Raw genomic sequence first — 16,199 nt, forward strand, 5'->3', positions numbered from 1 at the left:
GCATGGCAAAAACTATCATGATCCAGGGGACGATGTCCAACGCGGGCAAGAGTCTGCTGGCCGCGGGGCTCTGCCGCGTTTTGAAGCAGGACGGCTATCGCGTTGCCCCGTTCAAGAGCCAGAATATGGCGCTCAACTCGTTTATCACGAAAGATGGCGGCGAGATGGGGCGCGCGCAGGTGGTGCAGGCTGAGGCCGCGGGCATCGAGCCGGATGTGCGCATGAATCCGATTTTACTGAAGCCGACGACGGACGTCGGCAGTCAGGTCATCGTGAACGGACGCGTACAGGGCAATCTGCCCGCGATGGAATACTACCGCAGAAAGCGCGACTTTATCCCCGCGGTGATGGAGGCCTATGAGAGCTTGGCACGCGAGTACGACATCATCGTCATCGAGGGCGCGGGCAGCCCCGCGGAAATCAATTTGCAGGAAAACGACATCGTCAACATGGGTCTTGCCCGCATGGTGGATGCGCCGGTGCTGCTGGTGGGCGACATCGACCGCGGCGGCGTGTTCGCCCAGCTCTACGGCACGGTCGCGCTGCAAAGTGAAGAGGACAGAAGGCGCATCAAGGGCGTTGTTGTCAACAAATTCCGCGGTGACCGCGCCATTCTGGAACCGGGGCTCAAAACGCTTGAGGAGCTCTGCGGCGTACCCGTGGCGGGCGTTGTGCCATACCTCCATGTCGACATCGACGACGAGGATAGCTTGAGCGAACGCTTCGGGCGGGATAAGGAGCCGCGGCTCATCGACATTGCGGTCATCCGCCTGCCGCGCATTTCGAACTTTACGGATTTTTCGCCGTTTGAGCGCTACGAGAATGTCTCGCTCCGCTATGTGGAGCGGGCGCGGGACCTGCGCGCGCCGGATATGATCGTGATTCCCGGTACGAAGAGTACGATCGCCGACCTCCAATGGCTCCGCCAGAGCGGGCTGGAGGCGTCGATCCAAAAGGCCGCGAGCGGCGGCACACTGGTTTTCGGCGTCTGCGGCGGCTATCAGATGCTGGGACGGCACATTTCCGACCCCGAACAGGTCGAGGCCGCGGGCGTGACGGAAATCGACGGAATGGGCTTTCTGCCGCTCGAAACAGTATTTCAGGGCGAAAAGGTGCAGACGCAGACAAACGGCGTCTTCTCCGGTGTCGCGGGACTGCTCTCTGAGCTGAACGGCAAGCGCTACGCGGGCTACGAGATCCACATGGGCCGCAGCGAAGAAGCGCGCGGCGCGCTCTTCAGCATGGGCAATGTCTACGGCAGCTATGTCCACGGTATTTTCGATGAACAAGAGGTCGCCGACACGATCTTAACAGCGCTGTGCACGAAAAAGGGCGTTTCCTTTGAATCGCTCGGCACCTTTGACGCGAGGGCCTACAAGGAGCGGCAGTATGATCTGCTGGCAGACGCGGTGCGCGCGGGGCTCGATATGCCGCTCATCTACCGCATTTTGAATCAGGAGGTGTGAGCATGCAGGGGCTTATTCATCTGTACTTCGGCGACGGCAAGGGCAAGACGACCGCGGCGGTCGGACTGAGCGTCCGCGCGGCGGGCGCTGGAAAGCGCGTGCTGTTTGCGCAGTTTTTGAAGGACGGCAGCTCATCGGAACTGAACGTCCTGCGCGCGCTGCAAAATGTCGAGGTCGCGTGCTGCACGCAGAACTTCGGCTTTTTCAAGGCGATGGACGGGCAGACGAAAGCGGCGGCGCAAAAGGCCTATTCCGCGCTGCTGGAAGACGTGATGCGAAAGAGCGCGGACGGCGTTGATCTGTTCGTGCTCGACGAGGCGGTCGCTGCCTGCAACCACGGCTTGATCGAAGAGGCAACGCTGATCGACTTTCTGCGCGGCAGACCAAAAGCGCTTGAAGTCGTGCTGACGGGGCGAGACCCGTCGCAGCATTTGCTGGACGCCGCCGACTATGTGACGGAGATGCGAAAGCGCAAGCACCCGTTTGAACGGGGGATCGCCGCGCGGCGCGGCATCGAATTTTGAAGGAGGAGAGCCATGCAGAAGGAATTGGACGCGCTTGTACGCGAAGTTTTGCCGCTTGATCGCAGCGCGATGACGGCGGCGGAAGAGTATCAGGCGCGGCTCGCCAAGCCCCCCGGCAGCCTCGGGCGGCTCGAAGAGATCTCCATCCAGCTTGTGGGGATCACAGGGCGGGTGCACAATGCGCTCAATAAAAAGCAGTTGCTCGTCTTCGCTGCGGACAACGGCGTGGTGGCCGAGGGCGTTTCCAGCGCGCCGCAGTCCGTGACGAAGCAGCAGACCATTAACCTGATGCGGGGCAAGACGGGAGCTGCAGTGCTGGCAAAGCACTTTGGCTGCGGCTTGACCGTGTGCGATGTCGGCGTGAATGCCGATATTTACGAGAGCACCGTTTTGAACCGCAAGATCGCCTACGGCACGCAAAATATCTGCACCGGCCCCGCGATGACGCGGGAGCAAACCTTACAGGCCATCCTGACCGGCGCAGAGATCGCGGGGACGGTCGACGCGGACGTGATCGGTGTCGGCGAAATGGGCATCGGCAACACGACGACCTCTTCGGCGGTGCTGGCCGTGCTGCTGGGAGCGGACGTCGAGGCCGTGACGGGCCGCGGCGGCGGTATCACGGAGGAGAGCTTTCGCAAAAAGAAAACGGTCATCCGCACCGCCATTGAGGTAAATCGGCCGGACAGGGACGACGTTGTCGGCGTCCTTTCCAAGGTCGGCGGCTTTGACCTCGCGGCGATGTGCGGCGCATTTTTGGGCGCGGCGGCGGCACGCCGGCCGGCGGTCATCGACGGCCTCATTTCCGCCGCGGCGGCGCTGTGCGCCGTCAGGCTGTGCCCGAATGTGCGCGGCTACCTGGTGCCGAGCCACGCCTCGTTTGAGATCGGCTACCGCCTCGCGATGGAGGCGATGGACCTGCGCCCGCTGTTTGACCTCGGCATGCGATTGGGCGAGGGGAGCGGCTGTCCGCTCGCCTTTCAGGTGCTCGACGCTGCGTGCGCTGTCATCAACGATATGGCGACCTTTGACGAGGCGGGCATCAACGACGACTATCTGGACGAAATTCGCCGTGGCGACCAGTTCACGCCCTGAGAGAAGGGAACGCGCATGGGAACGCTGATCATGATCTCCGGTGCAAACGGCAGCGGCAAGAGCCGTTATGCCGAGCGCATCGTCGCGCGCACGACAGGCGAGCGCTATTACATCGCCACGATGCGCCCCTGCTCGGAGGAAAATTTACAGCGCATCGAAAAGCACCGCGAGCAGCGAAAGGACCTGCAATTTACGACGCTCGAATGCCCATATCAGGTCGGCGCGGCGGCGGTCGAAAGGGACGGCGTCGTGCTGCTTGAGGATGTGTCGAATCTGCTGGCAAACGCGATGTTCGAGCGCGGCGGGGATGAAGCAAGCGTGTACGCGGACATCGAAGTGCTGTGCTCGCGCTGTCGTCTGCTCGTCGCGGTGACGATCACAGGCCTGCGCGCCGACGGCTACGACGGCGAGACGGCGGCTTACATCCGCGCGCTGAACGGCCTGAATCAAAGACTGTACGACCGCGCCGCGGCGGCGGTCGCAATGAAAGACGGCGCGCCGTTTGCCGAAAAGGGAGACCTCGATGAGATTATTTGAATCGCTTTTGATCGCGCTGTCGACGTACAGCGCGGTGCCCGTTCCGCAGCTTGATTGGAACGAAAAAAATATGCGCTACGCGATCTGCTTTTTCCCCGCGGTGGGTGTTCTCTGCGGCGCGGCGCTCTGGCTGTGGGCTGTACTTGCGCAGGCGACGGGCATGAGCGGCGTGCTGTTCGCGGCAATCGCGGCATGCCTGCCGATTCTGGTGACGGGCGGCATCCACATGGACGGTTATCTCGACACGGTGGACGCACTCTCATCGCACCAGACGCGCGAGAAAAAGCTCGCGATCATGAAGGATGCCAACTGCGGCGCGTTCGCGGTTATTTACGGCGGCGTGTACCTGCTCGCCTACGCGGGCTTTGCCTACGAGGTGTTCGCCGCGGGGCATATTTTGCTGATTTGCCCGCTGTTCGTGCTCTCTCGCGCGCTGTCGGGCCTGTGCGCGGTGAATCTGCCGAATGCGCGAAAGTCCGGCATGCTCTGCGCCTTCACAAGCGGCGTCCAGCGCCGCACGGCGACAGCCGCGCTCGCGCTTGCCGGCCTCGCTGCCGCGGCGGGGATGGTCTGGATGTCTCCCACGGCTGGCGGGATGGCGGCGGCGTTTGCGGTGGTTTCCGCGCTCAAGTATCGCAGATTCGCGCTGGCGCAGTTTGGCGGCGTGACAGGGGACACGTCGGGCTTCTTTTTGCAGCTCTGCGAGCTCTGCGGCCTGATCGGCGTTTGGATCGGAGGGCTGCTGTGATCGACATTTTCTTCATCCGCCACGGCGCGACAGAGGGCAACCTCCGCCGCCGCTACATCGGCCGCACGGACGAGCCGCTGTGCGAGGCGGGCATCGCACAGGTCAAAGCGCTGCAAAAGCGGAGACTTTCAGTCGATCGACTTTTTGTCAGCCCCATGCTGCGCACGCGGCAGACGGCGGACATTCTTTTTCCGAAGATGCACTATACCGTCGTGGACGGCCTTGCCGAGACGGACTTTGGCCGCTTTGAGGGGAAGTCCGCCGACGAGCTTTCGGGCGACCCCGCCTATCAGGCGTGGGTCGATGCGATGTGCCTGACGCCCATCCCCGAGGGTGAGAGCGTAACGGACTTCAAAACGCGTTGCTGCGAGGCGTTTACGGAGACGATCAAAAATGTGCAGGATGGCTCGCGCGTGGGATTTGTCGTCCACGGCGGCGTCATCATGGCGATCATGGAGGCCTATGCGCGTCCGAAGAAGGACTTTTATGCCTACCACATCGGAAACGGCGAATGCCTGCAAGGCGTGTATGACGGAGAAACAATTCAGATCAAATAGTGAACACCGCCCGCATTCCGGATATCTTTCCGGAACGCGGACGGTGTCTTTATATGGTATCGGTGTGGTTACACCGTCGGCGCGGCGTAGGCCACGTCGTACTCGCTCCACTGGATGCGGATGGAGCAGCGTGCGCCGCCCGTGGAAAGGAACGAATTGATCTCACACATCGACCAGAGCTTCGTGACGGGATCCTGCTGGCGGATGCGCATGTTGTGCGTCTCCTGCGAGTTTGTGTACACGGTGCCGTCGATCGCAATGCTTGCGGAAATGCTGCTGCCGTTGAGCGTCTGTGTCTCGATCGTGCTGCCGTCGTAGATGGTCGTTCTGCGCAGGTCGACCAAAACGGGCGCGGCGGTGTTCTTCGGCACGATGCTGATGCGCAGCGCGCTGATAGGTCAAAATCAGGTCCTTGAGCGGAATATTCAGCGTGCTGTCTGCCGCGGAGAGGTCGACATGGTACTCGGTGAACGGTGCGAATAGATTAGGCGTCGTCAACTCCTGCTCGCTGGTTTGGAAGTGCAGCTTGTAGCTCAGTGGGGTGTCCTACGCGACGGTGATGACCGGCGTTTCGCCGGTGTCGCCTTTCTCGCCTTGGATGCCCTGTTCGCCTTTTTCTCCGCGCTCGCCTCGGGGACCAATGGGTTCCTGCGAGCCGGGATCGCCCTTTGGGCCGACGGGACCGCGCACGCCCTGCGGACCTCTCGGTCCCATCGGCCTGACAGAGCCCCTCGGTCCGGCGGGACCCGGACAGCCCTGCTCGCCCCGAATGCCGCGCGGACCCATCGGGCCCTGTTCGCCGCGAAGCCCCTGTTCTCCTCAAGGTCCCTCGGGACCCGTGGGGCCGGTCGGCCCCTGGATCGTGACATAGCTATACGGATCGGACGGGCAGCAGCCGTTCCCGCGGCAGGACCCGTGTAGTAATTCATAGACGTCTCCCCCTGACATGATATCGGTGCTTTATCCTATGCATCGGACGAAGAAACGGCGCACAGCAGGGAAGAAAAAGGCGGCAGACATGCATGGAAAATGCCGAAAACAGAAAACTGCCTTGCAAATGAAAGATATGGATGCTATACTGTGACCGAAAAACCGTTTGGGTCAAATTAAGATCATTTCGCGCCAAGGCTGCCAAGGCAGCTTTTTCAAAGTCATTGAGTTAGCCTTCTCTAACTGAAGCGGGAAGCGCAGAAAAAGAAAGGAACGGACAGCATGATCGTCAAATCCATGAATGAGAGCGCCATCTGTGCGATCGGCCACGCCTTCGGCTACTACGACTACGGGGAGGAGACGGGCATGGTCTACGCCTTTTTCGGTCAGGAGTCGACGGCGCAATACATCTGTGCCTACGTGCGCGGGATGCTGCGCGGCGGCTTCCTGCACACGACGAGCGAGCGCGGCGAGGGTTACATCGCCTACAAGCGGCCCAAGGAGAAGCTCGGCTTCAAGACCCTTTGGCCGATCGCGACGGGAATGCTGCACAATTCGAGCATGAAGCGCCTGATGCGTTTCGCCATGGCCATCAAAAAGGGCGGAAAGTCGCTCCAGGAGCGCATGGACAAGGAAAAGAAGCCCTATATCTTCGTCGGCATGGTCTGTGTGTGCGAAAAGTATCAGGGGCAGGGCTATATGCGAAAGGTCATGGACATCGCCTTTGCCGAGGGCGACCGTCTCCGTGTGCCGGTGATCTTAGAGACGGACGCCAAGTCTAAGTGCGACAAGTATGTGCACCTCGGCATGGTGATCGCCGGAACGCGCGACCTCGGTGAATTCGGAAAAATGTACGATCTCATCAAATATCCAGATGCCGTTCCGGCAGAAGCGAAGAGCTTAAGCTGCGGCAGGGGAGGGCGTGCCCTCCGCTGAAAAAGCAAGACGAACCGGCCGCGCCGCCATTTTCATAAAAGGAAAAAAGCCTCTTCACCGCACAGGTGGAGGGGCTTTTATGGTATTTGCAACAAAAAGACATCTTTCCGCCAAATCGTTAAAAAAATGACGGATTGACACAATTTTAACACAGAATTGACCAAATCAATAAAATAATTGGTTCTTTTTGTCAGAAACGCCAGAAATAAGATTGAACCTTGACTTTAGTAGTTTTGATAGATATAATGACCTCAATCTTTATCAGACATAGGACAAATGACAAAGACTTAACGATCGCTGGAGGTAACTGTGTATGAAACATGGGAGACTAATCATAGCTGCGCTGGTAGGGGCCATGCTGATCACAAGCCTGGCCGGCTGTGGCAGTAAAGGAACAAACGATGGGGAGAGCGGCGAATATCAAAAGATCAACCTCTCCATGGCAGTCAACGGAACGGATACGCAGATCGACTCGCTGGTAGCGCATCACTTTGCCGACCTTGTGTCTGAGCGCTCGGGTGGGAACATCGTGATCGACGTGTTCTCAAACGATACACTGGCGGGTGGCAACAGCACCAAGGGTGTTGAGTACATCGCCGTGGGCGGCTCGGATCTGGGTGCTTACGCAACGTGCGTGCTCGCGAATCTGGAGCCGAAGCTCTCGGTCGCGACGCTGCCGTGGTCGTTTACGTCCTATCAGCAGGCGCGCGAGGTCATTGATACCACCGGCGGCGAGTATTACGCTGAGATGCTGGCGAACAAGGGAATCACGTACCTTGGCTCGTTCCACAACGGCTTCCGTCAGCTGACGAACAGCAAGCACGCCGTCACCACGCCGGAGGATCTGAAGGGCCTTAAAATTCGTGTCCCCGGCTCCGCGGTGTACATGGGTGTTTTCAAGGCGCTGGGCGCCAGCCCGACGGCCATGAGCTGGAGCGAGGTCTTCACTGCCATCCAGCAGGGCACCATCGACGGGCAGGAGAACGGCTGCTCGGTGACGAAGTCTGCCAAGATGGACGAAATTCAGGATTACATGACCATCTGGAACTACAGCTACGAAAACGACCTCTTCGTCGCCAACACAAAGGTCTGGGAGAACCTGGAGGACAACACGAAAGAGCTTCTCCAGCAGTGCGCCACGGAGTCCTGCGAGTGGGGCCGTGACCGCCTTGAGGCGGAAGAGGATGAGCTCATCAAGGGCTTCCAGGAAGAAGGTATGCAGGTCGATATCCTGACCGAGGATCAACTCCAGGCCTTCAAGGAAGCGGTTGCCGGTGTGACGGCTGAGCTGAAGCAGAGCTACGGCGAGGAAGCCTGCGCGGCCTTCGGCATCAATTAAGGAGGGGAAGACATGTTAAGCAAGATCGAAAAATTGGTAGCCTGTGTTTGCGTCTCCATCATGGCAGTGCTGGTCTTCATCAATGTGATCGCCCGCTATGGATTCGGCAATTCGCTGGCAGTTTCCGATGAGATGTCCACGTATCTGTTCGTTCTGATGAGCTTCATGGGTACGGCCGTCGCCGCCCGCCGCAAGGCGCATCTGGGCCTGTCTATCGTCACCGACCATGTCAGCCCCCGCGCACGCATGATCATCAGCATGGTCATGTATGCCATTTCCGCGCTGTTCTGCCTCCTGATCGTCATTTTCGGCATCCAGATGGTCATCAGCCAGTATCAGATGGGTCAGGAGACCGCCACGATGCAGTGGCCTGAGTGGATCTACGGCTCGTTTGTCCCCGTCGGCGCAGCGTTTGCCATGATGGCTTTTTTGCAGACCATGGTGCAGATGTATAAGGAATTCAAGGCAGAGGAGGACAAATAAATGGTAGGTATCGTTTTACTGGGTGTTTTTGTATTGCTGCTGGCGCTCGGCGCACCTATCGCGGTCTGCCTCGGCATGTCCAGCGTGAGCGCGATCCTTGTGCAGGGTGCAGGCAAGCCGCTCGAGGCCATCATGAGCGTTCTGCCCCGTCTGTGCTCTTCGGCGAGCAGTAAGTTTGTCCTGCTGGCCATCCCATTTTTCATCCTGTCCGGCAACGTGATGGAGAAGGCCGGTATCTCCGGCCGCCTCATCAATCTGGCGGAAAAGTGCCTTGGTCACATCCGCGGCGGCATGGCGATGGTCTGCGTGGTCGTCTCCTGCTTCTTCGCTGCTATTTCCGGTTCGGGTCCGGCAACGGTCGCGGCTCTGGGCCTCATCATGATCCCGGCGCTCGTCAAGGCCGGCTATCCCGCTTCGTTTTCCTGCGCGCTGATGGCCGCGGGCGGCGCGATCGGCGTCGTCATCCCGCCGTCCATCACCTTCGTTGTGTACGGCTCCATCGCGGACGCCTCCATCACGGATCTGTTCGTCGCCGGTGTTGTACCCGGCCTTCTGATGGGTCTCGGCCTGATCGTGGCCGCCATGCTCATGGGCCGCAAGATGGACCTTAAGGTCCTGCCCAAGGCCAGCGGCAAGGAGCGCCTGGCTGCGTTCAAGGACGCCTTCTGGGGCCTTCTGATGCCCGTCATCATCCTCGGCGGTATCTACGGCAGCGTGTTCACCCCGACGGAAGCCGCCGCGGTCTCCGTGTTCTACGGTTTGATCGTGGGTGTGTTCATCTACCATGAGATCGACTTCAAGAAGATGAAGGACATCCTCGTCGATTCCTGCTCCACCACCGCCACCGTCATGTTCATCACCATGGGCGCAACGCTGTTCGGCTATGTTCTGACCCGCGCAAGACTTGACCTTGCCATCAAGGACTTCATGCTGAACATCACCGGCGGCAGCACCGTCATTTTCTTCATCATCGTCAACATCGTGCTGCTGATCGCGGGCTGCTTCCTCGATTCCACCTCCGCGCTCTACATCTTCACGCCGCTGTTTGCGCCGGTCGCTCTGCAGCTGGGCATTGACCCCATCCACCTCGGCACCGTAATGATCGTGAACCTGGCCATCGGCCTGTTCACCCCGCCTGTCGGTGTCAACCTGTATGTCGCGTGCGGCATTGGCGATATCAAGATCGAAGAGATCACAAAGGGCATCATCCCATGCCTGCTTGCAGAACTTGTGGTGCTCCTCCTCATCACATATATTCCCGATCTCTCTTTGATGTTCGTGGGTTGACCTCTCTATGCAAAAAAGCTTCGGACCTCTATGTCCGGAGCTTTTTTGTACAAAACGGCAGAAAAACGGAAGAAAAAATCATAAAAAAGAAAATTTTAAAAAGGACTTGACTTTGTCAGACAAAGCGCTATACTGTAATTGCCATTTGTCCGACATAGTATAAAGAAACCACAGAACCAAACTTATTCATGAGGTGATTTTTGTGAAGGATATTTCCATCAAGGAACTGAAAAACACCGCCACGCAGATGCGCATGAAGGTCATTGACATGATCTACAAGGCGCAGTCCGGTCACCCGGGCGGCTCGCTTTCCGCGGCGGACTTTGTCACTGCCTGCTACTTCAAGTACATGAACATCGACCCGAAGGATCCCCGCTGGCCGGACCGCGACCGCATGGTGCTCTCTAAGGGTCATGTGTGCCCCATCCAGTATGCCTGCCTGGCAAGCGTTGGCTTTTTCCCTGAGTCTGAGCTCGACACCCTGCGCAAGGAGGGTTCGATGCTTCAGGGCCACCCCTCGATGAACCGCTGCCCCGGCATTGATATCTCCACCGGCTCTCTCGGTCAGGGCCTCGCCTGCGCGGTCGGCATGGCTATGGCGGGCAAGATGGACCACAAGGACTACAAGGTCTTCTGCGTCGTCGGCGACGGCGAAGCGCAGGAGGGCGAGATCTGGGAGGCTGCCAACACGGCGCACAAGTACGGCCTCGACAACCTGATCGTCTTTGTCGACTACAACAACCTGCAGCTCGACGGCACCTGCGACGAGATCATGCCCAACGGTGACCTGGGCGAAAAGTTCAAGGCCTTCGGCTGGGAGACGCTCGAGCTCGACGGCCATAGCATGGAAGAGATCGTCGCGTGCATCGACAAGTGCTACGCCTCTAAGAACGGCAAGCCCAAGTGCCTGTATGCCCACACCGTCAAGGGCAAGGGCGTTTCCTTCATGGAAAACCAGTGCGGCTGGCACGGCGTTGCCCCGAATGATGAGCAGTACGCACAGGCCATGGCTGAGCTCAAGGCCCAGCTGATCGATTAAGCGAGGAGGGAAGAGCAATGAGTGAGAAAAAAATGATCGCCACTCGCGAGGGCTTCGGCAAGGAGATCGTCGCGCTCGGCAAGGAGAATCCCGACATTCTGGTCGTTGATATTGATATCGGCAAGAGCTGCAAGACCGGCGAATTCCGCAAGGAGCTGCCGGACCAGTACATCAACGTCGGCATCGCCGAGCAGAACGGCGCGGGCGTTGCCGCGGGCCTTGCCACCTGCGGCAAGATCCCATTTGTCGTCACCTATGCCGTGTTCGGTTCCCTCCGTATGTGCGAAATGATCCGCCAGGAGATCTGCTACCCCAACCTGAACGTAAAGATCGCCTGCTCCCACGGCGGCGTGACCCCCGCCAACGACGGCGCTTCCCATCAGGCCATTGAGGATATGGGCGTTCTGCGCACCATCCCCAACATGACCGTCATCATGCCCGCGGACTACAACTCCGCCCGCAAGCTCGTCCGTCAGGCCGCTGAGGTCTACGGCCCCGTGTATCTGCGCTTCACCCGTGACGCCATCCCCCAGATCTACGACGAGGATGTGGAGTTCACCATCGGCAAGGCCCACCAGATCCAGGACGGCAAGGACGTCGTTATCATCGCCAACGGCGATACCGTCCGTCTCGCGATCGAGGCCGCCAAGGTGCTCGAGGGCAAGGGCATTTCCGCCCGCGTGCTCGACATGCACACCATCAAGCCACTCGACGTGGAGGCTGTGACCGCCGCGATCAACGAGGTCGGCAAGATCATCACGGTTGAGGACCACAACATCCTCAACGGTCTCGGCTCCGCCGTGTGCGAGGTCGCTGCCGAGATGGGCAAGGGCATCGTCAAGAGAGTCGGCATTCAGGACCAGTTCGGCCAGTCCGCACCCTATGAGCGCCTGCTCGCCATGAACGGCGTGACGGTCGAGAACATCACCGAGATCGCCGAGACGCTCGTCAAGGGCTGAGAAAAACCAGTTAAATAACATTCATCATAGAATTATCTGATACAGGAGGTTATTTACCATGAAAATCGGATTTGTCGGCTGCGGCGCGATCGGCAGCTGCTATGCAAGCTATCTGTCTCGCGAGCATGAGGTCTGCGTGCTGGATACCTATGCTCCGGTCATCGAGTCCATCAAGAAAAACGGCATTCTCGTCGACGAGTGCGTGCCCGGCACGGGCACCGGCGAGACCGTCGTCTTCCATCCCGCCATGGCGACGACCGACCCCAAGGAGATCGGCGTTGTGGATCTTCTGATCGTGTTCGTCCACTATCAGTATCTTGAAGCGGCTGTGCGCAATGCGCTGCCGATGATCGACAAGCACACCATGGTCCTCTGCCTGCAGAACGGCCTTGGCAACTACGATGAGATCGCCAAGGTCGTGCCCGAAGAGCAGATCATCATCGGCAACACGGCGTTCGGCTCCACGCCCGTCGGCCCCGGCCACGTTAAGCACACCGGTACCGGTGTGACGAACCTTGGCTCGCTGAAGGCCCCCATGGCCAAGGTCGAGGAAATGGCCGAGGGCCTGCGCGCCGCCGGTCTTGAGGTCCAGGTCCACGAGAACGTGATGAACGCCATCTGGCACAAGCTGCTGGCGAACGTCGCCATCAACGGCATGAGCGCCCTGCTCGAGACCAAGAACGGCTTTGTCGACGGCAACCAGTACGCCCACGAGGCGGCCCGCATGCTGGTAGAAGAGGCCATCGTCGTGGCGAACGCCTGCGGCTGCACGCTCGACCATGACGCCGAGTTGGAGCACGCCTACGAGGTCTCTCGCATGACTGATGAGACCATCAGCTCCATGGTGCAGGACGTCACGCATCACCGCGAGACCGAGATCCGTATCATCACCGGCGCTGTCTGCCGCCTCGGCCGTGAGCACGGCATTCCCACGCCCTGCAACGACCTGATGCTCCAGCTCGTGCTGGCCAAGCAGTCTATCTACCTCGGCAGGTAAAAAAAGCCGTGCGGCGCTGTGCCGCGGCAAACGACGCAAAGCGGCTCGCGCAGCCTGCGCCCATATGAATTCCTGCAAAAAACGGCAGCTTGCCGTTGATTCCTTCCTGAATGAGCGGGCGGCGGACTGGTACATCTGCCGCCCGCCGCTTTTATGAAAGACGGTTTTCATTGACGAAACCTCAACTTTGTATTATGTTATATATAGGAATTATATTGTCAGGCATAAAAGGAGAAAATTATGAACGATACGCCCAGATATGTGAAAAATTTGAAAAAAGAGTCTGTGGTGCAGAGTGTCATCAACTGCCTGACAGACGCCATGCGTAATAAAGAGATCAAGCCCGGCGACCGCATCCCGCCCGAGCCGGAGCTGGCCGCGTCGATGGGCGTTGCCCGCAGTTCCGTACGTGAGGCCATCAAAATCCTCTCCTACCTCGGCGTGCTGGAGAGCAAGCGTTCAGAGGGAACCTTTGTTTGCAGCGGCTTCCAGGAGAGCATGATCGATCCGATGATCTACGGCATCATCCTGAATCAGGATTCCTTCGACAATCTGATGGAGCTGCGTGAGATGGTCGAGACCGGCATCATGCGCCTTGCCAGCCAGAAGTATGACGAGGAGGATGGCCATGCGCTCGAGGCGATGCTCGAACAGATGAAAGAGATCGTCCACAGCGGTGACAACGAGGTCGACCGCTTCTTCGCCGTGGACAACGAGTTCCACGACCTGATCTCGCAGATGGGCAAAAATCCGCTGGCCGACAAGATCAGCCGCGTTGTGCGCACGCTGACGCACGCCGTCCGCTACGAGACCGTCAGCACGATGATCACGAGCGGCAGAGGCGACGAGCTCGTCGCCGCGCACAGCAAGCTCCTTGAGATCCTCAGGGGACACGAGGGAGAGGACGTGGAGGAGATCGTCCGCGGCACCTACTTCGGCGATATCATCCATGGCTAAGAGAAGTAACTGAAAATGCAAGGCCCGCCGTCGCAGATGCGATGGCGGGCTTTTTTGACGGAAAATCGATAGTCTAGCTGATGGAATTTGTGCGATTTGCGGAAATTGCCCTTTTCTTTTGTTTGAACCTGCGCGATACTGTCATCAAGAAAATGACGGCGGCTCATCCGGCAATGACGAATCGAGAGGAGGGAAGGCGATGTCCCATGAAAACGGTCCCGTACAGTCCGTTGCCAAGGCGCTGCGGCTGCTCGACCTGCTGATGGAGGCGCACCAGCCGCTCACGCTGGCCGCGCTGAGTGAGCAGACCGGCTGGCCGAAGAGCACGATCCACGGCCTTTTGAGCACGATGCGCGAGAGCGCGGTCGTGGACCAGCAGAGCGACGGGCGCTACTGCCTCGGCGTGCGGCTTTTTGAGTACGGCTGCGCCGTGGGCGCAAGCTGGAGCGTTTCAGACCTGGCAAAGCCGCATTTGCAGCATTTGGCAAGCGTGACAGGGCAGTCGGTGTTCCTCTCATTGTTGAATCGGTCAGAGGTCATTACCATCGAACAGGTGCAGTCCCGCGCGGGACTGCGCGTCGTGTCGGAGGTCGGGACGCGTCTGCCGCTGCACTGCACCTCGCAGGGCAAGGTGTTTCTATCCGCGATGGCCGACCACGAGGCGAAGCGCGTCCTGTCGCGCCGCACATTGGAGCCCTATACGCCCAAGACCCTCGTCACGTGGGAGGAGCTCTTCCGTGTGATGCAGGCCGCGCGTGAAAACGGCTATGCCGTGGAGGATGGCGAGTACCGCTTCGGCCTGTGCTCGGCCTCCGCGCCCGTGCGCGACAGCTCCGGCGCGGTGCGCTACGCCGTCGGCTTTGTTGGCATGTTCGACAGTGCGCGTTCGCCGGATTTCCAGCGCGATATTGACTTGACCTGCGCCGCGGCGGCGCAGATCTCAACGGCGCTCGGCTATCGGGCGTAAGCAGAGAAATTTTGTGCCGCGGAGGGCGGCAATATCAGAATGGAACAGGGGAGGAGACGCAATGGCAATCAAACGCAAATTCCCGCCCCGCGTGGCGACGGTCTATTGCAGCGGCGGCTGCCGCGCAAAAAAGGATGAGGACGGCGGAAAGATCGTCCAGCGCGGCACGCACGACGAGCTCATCCAGGAGGACGGCATCTACGCCGACTTCGTCGGCGGCAAGAAGGTGACTGCCGGCTGGAAGCTGTAAAAAGGAAAAAGAGCGCGGAGAGGTTTGACCTCTCCGCGCTCTTTTGGTATGAGGAGTCTTACGGCGGCGCACCGGTGCGAAAATGGAGAGAATGTTTCTGCGAAGCTGTGCGTTCGCTGTCTTGACATTTATCATGCACAGCATTACAATAAAACCCATAAAAAGCCGCCTTTCGCGGCATTTTTACGGGTCAGCAGTTAGATATAGTTAACTGATGAAAATGCAACATTTGGTTAGAGTAAACTAACTGCCTTGGGGAACTACCATCGCGTCGGACGGGGGAGAGGACATGCACATTTTGGAACACGGACAAGGGCGGGAAAAGACGCTGCTGTTTCTGCCCTGCACGGCGGAACCCGTCTGGGCGTTTGAAAAGACGGTCGCTCTGCTTGCGCAGTCGTGGCATGTCTTTCAGGTCGTCTACGACGAGCGCGAGCCGTCTTATCCCGGCGATTTTACGTCAGTCGAGCAGACGGTCGACGAAATCACGGACTATCTTCGCGCGCAGGGTGTGACTTGCCTCGACGCGGCCTACGGCTGCTCACTCGGCGGCGCATGTCTGACGCGGCTTCTGGCGCTCGGCGAGCTGCCGGTCAAGCGCGCCATCATCGACGGCGGCATCACGCCGTACCAGCTGCCGTATCTCATACGAAAGCTGCTGCTTGCGCGCGATGTGCTGTCGTTCAAGCTCGCCGCGAATAACCGCAAAATCTTAGAGGCGGCTTTTCCGCCGGAACGATTCACGCTGCCGGGGCACGACCCGAAAAAGGAATACGACGCCATCGAGGCTTACTTGAAGACCTACTCAGACGAGACCATACGCTACATTTTCTGGTCGGGGAACAACTACGCTCTGCCAAAGACGCCCGCGAAGATCGACACGAAGATCACCTACTGGTACGGCGACGAGGAGAAAAAGGACCGCAGGAGCAATATTGAACTGCACCCCATTTGTTAGACAGTATGATATACTATCTAACAAATGGGGTGTTTTGCTATGCCAAAAGGAGTACCAAACAAACGATATACGCCGGAATTCAAGAGAATGGTTGTAGAAGCCATGAAAAAAGAACATCTGAGTATCTATGCAGCGATGCAGGAATTTGGAATTAACGACCATAAAATTAT

General features: G+C 59.0%; 19 protein-coding genes. 17 read left to right on the top strand and 2 right to left on the bottom strand.

The window, feature by feature from the left end; all coding sequences use genetic code 11:
- The first annotated feature begins 2 nt into the window (after positions 1–2).
- From NI20_RS0108145 to NI20_RS0108170, 6 genes are read left to right on the top strand one after another with little or no spacing between them, the layout of a single operon-like run.
- Positions 3–1,466, top strand: a complete 1,464-nt coding sequence (locus tag NI20_RS0108145) for a cobyric acid synthase (protein ID WP_033120912.1) — start codon at positions 3–5, stop codon at positions 1,464–1,466.
- 2 nt (positions 1,467–1,468) lie between these two features.
- Positions 1,469–1,990 carry a cob(I)yrinic acid a,c-diamide adenosyltransferase gene (locus tag NI20_RS0108150; protein WP_033120913.1) on the top strand — a complete coding sequence of 174 codons (522 nt, stop codon included), beginning with the start codon at positions 1,469–1,471 and terminating at the stop codon, positions 1,988–1,990.
- Between the two features lie 12 nt (positions 1,991–2,002).
- Positions 2,003–3,085 carry a nicotinate-nucleotide--dimethylbenzimidazole phosphoribosyltransferase gene (gene cobT, locus NI20_RS0108155; RefSeq protein ID WP_033120914.1) on the top strand — a complete coding sequence of 361 codons (1,083 nt, stop codon included), beginning with the start codon at positions 2,003–2,005 and terminating at the stop codon, positions 3,083–3,085.
- A 15-nt stretch (positions 3,086–3,100) separates the two neighbouring features.
- The gene (locus NI20_RS0108160) at positions 3,101–3,622 is read left to right on the top strand and encodes a bifunctional adenosylcobinamide kinase/adenosylcobinamide-phosphate guanylyltransferase (RefSeq protein WP_033120915.1); all 522 of its coding nucleotides are present in this window, start codon (positions 3,101–3,103) and stop codon (positions 3,620–3,622) included.
- On the top strand, positions 3,609–4,370 hold the full coding sequence (locus tag NI20_RS0108165) for an adenosylcobinamide-GDP ribazoletransferase (protein ID WP_033120916.1): 762 nt from the start codon (positions 3,609–3,611) through the stop codon (positions 4,368–4,370). The genes NI20_RS0108160 and NI20_RS0108165 overlap by 14 nt, the downstream gene beginning before the upstream one ends.
- The gene (locus tag NI20_RS0108170; protein WP_052084523.1) at positions 4,367–4,927 is read left to right on the top strand and encodes a histidine phosphatase family protein; all 561 of its coding nucleotides are present in this window, start codon (positions 4,367–4,369) and stop codon (positions 4,925–4,927) included. The genes NI20_RS0108165 and NI20_RS0108170 overlap by 4 nt, the downstream gene beginning before the upstream one ends.
- 68 nt (positions 4,928–4,995) lie before the next feature.
- Here NI20_RS0108170 and NI20_RS0108175 read toward each other — a convergent pair whose 3' ends face one another.
- Together NI20_RS0108175 and NI20_RS15670 are read right to left on the bottom strand one after the other, a co-directional pair.
- The gene (locus tag NI20_RS0108175) at positions 4,996–5,298 is read right to left on the bottom strand and encodes a hypothetical protein (protein ID WP_033120917.1); all 303 of its coding nucleotides are present in this window, start codon (positions 5,296–5,298) and stop codon (positions 4,996–4,998) included.
- A 175-nt stretch (positions 5,299–5,473) separates the two neighbouring features.
- Positions 5,474–5,641 carry a collagen-like protein gene (locus NI20_RS15670; RefSeq protein WP_242842955.1) on the bottom strand — a complete coding sequence of 56 codons (168 nt, stop codon included), beginning with the start codon at positions 5,639–5,641 and terminating at the stop codon, positions 5,474–5,476.
- A 498-nt stretch (positions 5,642–6,139) separates the two neighbouring features.
- On the opposite strand from NI20_RS15670, the gene NI20_RS0108185 reads away from it, so the two are divergent.
- From NI20_RS0108185 to NI20_RS0108235, 11 genes are all read left to right on the top strand, one after another.
- Positions 6,140–6,793 (top strand): hypothetical protein, encoded by a 654-nt coding sequence (locus NI20_RS0108185; RefSeq protein ID WP_052084524.1) that lies wholly within the window; start codon positions 6,140–6,142, stop codon positions 6,791–6,793.
- 313 nt (positions 6,794–7,106) lie between these two features.
- Entirely contained in the window at positions 7,107–8,132 is a 1,026-nt protein-coding gene (locus NI20_RS0108190; protein WP_033120919.1) for a DctP family TRAP transporter solute-binding subunit, read from the top strand.
- Between the two features lie 12 nt (positions 8,133–8,144).
- Complete coding sequence (locus NI20_RS0108195; RefSeq protein ID WP_033120920.1) at positions 8,145–8,615, top strand: TRAP transporter small permease; 471 nt, start codon at positions 8,145–8,147, stop codon at positions 8,613–8,615.
- Complete coding sequence (locus NI20_RS0108200; RefSeq protein ID WP_033120921.1) at positions 8,616–9,902, top strand: TRAP transporter large permease; 1,287 nt, start codon at positions 8,616–8,618, stop codon at positions 9,900–9,902. It begins immediately after the preceding gene.
- A gap of 202 nt (positions 9,903–10,104) precedes the next feature.
- Entirely contained in the window at positions 10,105–10,941 is an 837-nt protein-coding gene (locus NI20_RS0108205; protein ID WP_033120922.1) for a transketolase, read from the top strand.
- Positions 10,942–10,958: 17 nt separating this feature from the next.
- A complete protein-coding gene (locus NI20_RS0108210) occupies positions 10,959–11,900 on the top strand; it encodes a transketolase family protein (protein ID WP_033120923.1) in 942 nt (313 codons plus the stop codon).
- A gap of 58 nt (positions 11,901–11,958) precedes the next feature.
- Positions 11,959–12,897, top strand: a complete 939-nt coding sequence (locus NI20_RS0108215) for a ketopantoate reductase family protein (RefSeq protein WP_033120924.1) — start codon at positions 11,959–11,961, stop codon at positions 12,895–12,897.
- 240 nt (positions 12,898–13,137) lie between these two features.
- Positions 13,138–13,854, top strand: coding sequence for a FadR/GntR family transcriptional regulator (locus NI20_RS0108220; protein WP_033120925.1), 717 nt, complete (start codon positions 13,138–13,140; stop codon positions 13,852–13,854).
- A gap of 199 nt (positions 13,855–14,053) precedes the next feature.
- On the top strand, positions 14,054–14,821 hold the full coding sequence (locus NI20_RS0108225; RefSeq protein ID WP_052084525.1) for an IclR family transcriptional regulator: 768 nt from the start codon (positions 14,054–14,056) through the stop codon (positions 14,819–14,821).
- Between the two features lie 61 nt (positions 14,822–14,882).
- Entirely contained in the window at positions 14,883–15,071 is a 189-nt protein-coding gene (locus NI20_RS0108230) for a hypothetical protein (RefSeq protein WP_033120926.1), read from the top strand.
- Between the two features lie 289 nt (positions 15,072–15,360).
- The gene (locus NI20_RS0108235; protein WP_033120927.1) at positions 15,361–16,029 is read left to right on the top strand and encodes an alpha/beta hydrolase; all 669 of its coding nucleotides are present in this window, start codon (positions 15,361–15,363) and stop codon (positions 16,027–16,029) included.
- Positions 16,030–16,199 lie beyond the last annotated feature (170 nt).

The organism is Oscillibacter sp. ER4 (genome assembly GCF_000765235.1).
Lineage (GTDB): Bacteria > Bacillota > Clostridia > Oscillospirales > Oscillospiraceae > Hominicoprocola > Hominicoprocola fusiformis.